Consider the following 1,598-nt stretch of genomic DNA (forward strand, 5'->3'; position numbering starts at 1 on the left):
TTCAGTAGGTAGGCGCCCAGCAACAAAATACAGGCAGTGACACCGGAACCACAACTGAAAATGATGGGCTTATCACTTACTAATGGTAATGGTTCGAACGCAGCTTGCAACCCAGACAAAGGTTTAATAAAACCACGTTCCATCAGATGAGAAAATGGCAAACACACCGAACCTGGGATATGGCCGCTACGGATGCCTTCACGAGGTTCAGCCACTTGGGCATGAAAGCGCTCTTTTGAACGAGCATCAACAATGTTGGCACTACGCGCATTGCTATGAATCAATACATTATCGGCACTAAGAAAGTAAGTTTTATCGAGTGTGCCGTGAAAGTTTCCTTTCTGTGATGCCGCTTCAAAATCAGACTGGGTCGGATAACCTGCTTCAACCCAGGCGCGTAGGCCACCATTTAAAATCTGCACATTGTGATGTCCCATCGCTTTGAGCATCCACCATGCGCGTGGTGAAGCAAGCGTACCTGAGTTGTCATAAACGATGATCAAGTCCTCGTTATTTAGCCCAAGCTTTTGTGCGCTTGCATTAAATCCTGCTTCGGTTGGCATCATGTGCGGCAAAGAGGTATCAGGCAGACAAAAGTCATTGTCGTAATCAAAACGGTAAGTGTTTGGGATCCATTTATCGGTGATTTTTTTGCTTTCCGAAGGAATTTGAAAGCTAATGCTTGCGTCTAAAAGCTTTACATTTTGTTGGTCAAGTAGGGCATGGAGTTCTTTTGCACTGATCAATGCTTGCATTGCTAAATCCTTCTTGTCGTGGGAGTGACCACTATTCTAGTTACAGCTGACGAATGAAAGTGATGGCTCAAACGTGGAGCTTGTCGCTTGCCGAAATGTGGCGGCCGAACCGATCGCACAGTCAGTTGTTATCGGAACGGCGACGCGTTGTTGTTCGATATCAGGAGCGTCTATCGTCAGGTAACGTCGTTGCCCGTCTAAAGACTGAGTCAAAGTGTTGCTGATGACGGTCGCTGATAAGTTTTTTTCGCTGGTGGGTGAGCCCCACAAAAGTAAAAGGAGCAGAGCAATCGAACCGATGAAGACCAAAATGTAAGTTTTGGGGTTATCCAAGTTGAGTTCCACCCGTTTAGGCTAGCGTAAGCCTATTGTTTTACAATAAAAAAATCGCATGTTCAAAGAACGATGCGATTTTTGCTGATATTTAACATCTCTAAGAGGTTTAGGTTTGTTTGCTATTCATGACATTAATGCTTACAGGTGCCAAGATGAATCTTCTGCTGATATCACGTGCTGCACGGGGTCTGAACCGTCATAAAACCAAACTTCGACTAATAGATTTCCTTGGCTATCGGAGACCGGAAAATTCATTTCGGCTTTTCCGTTGATGAGTGCTTCAGAAGCTACTTTGCTTGCGTATTTCGCTTGATAGGTACCTGAAGTCGTCTCTTGATACTCTTTATAGACACTAAGGTGCGCGCGTTGTGAAGAGTAGCCACTAATGTCAACAGATAGAGCACGAGCGACGATCGGATCGTAGTCGTAGCCATCTGGTACGTTCAGCGTTTGCATGCTTGGTTCTTCGACCACGATGGTGGTCTGAGTTGGTGGAGGAGTTGAGCT

At 45.6% G+C, this 1,598-nt stretch carries 3 protein-coding genes; all 3 read right to left on the minus strand.

Annotation, left to right across the window (positions count from 1 at the left end; all coding sequences use genetic code 11):
- The coding region (locus R8N28_RS24310; protein WP_318183557.1) for a sulfurtransferase at window positions 1–755 on the minus strand (755 nt) is incomplete at its 3' end.
- Between the two features lie 36 nt (window positions 756–791).
- The gene (locus R8N28_RS24315; protein ID WP_318183558.1) at window positions 792–1,088 is read right to left on the minus strand and encodes a hypothetical protein; all 297 of its coding nucleotides are present in this window, start codon (window positions 1,086–1,088) and stop codon (window positions 792–794) included.
- A gap of 141 nt (window positions 1,089–1,229) precedes the next feature.
- Window positions 1,230–1,598, minus strand: a 369-nt coding sequence (locus R8N28_RS24320) for a hypothetical protein (protein WP_318183559.1), incomplete at its 5' end; no start/stop codon positions are given.

The organism is Vibrio sp. Vb1554 (assembly GCF_033344235.1).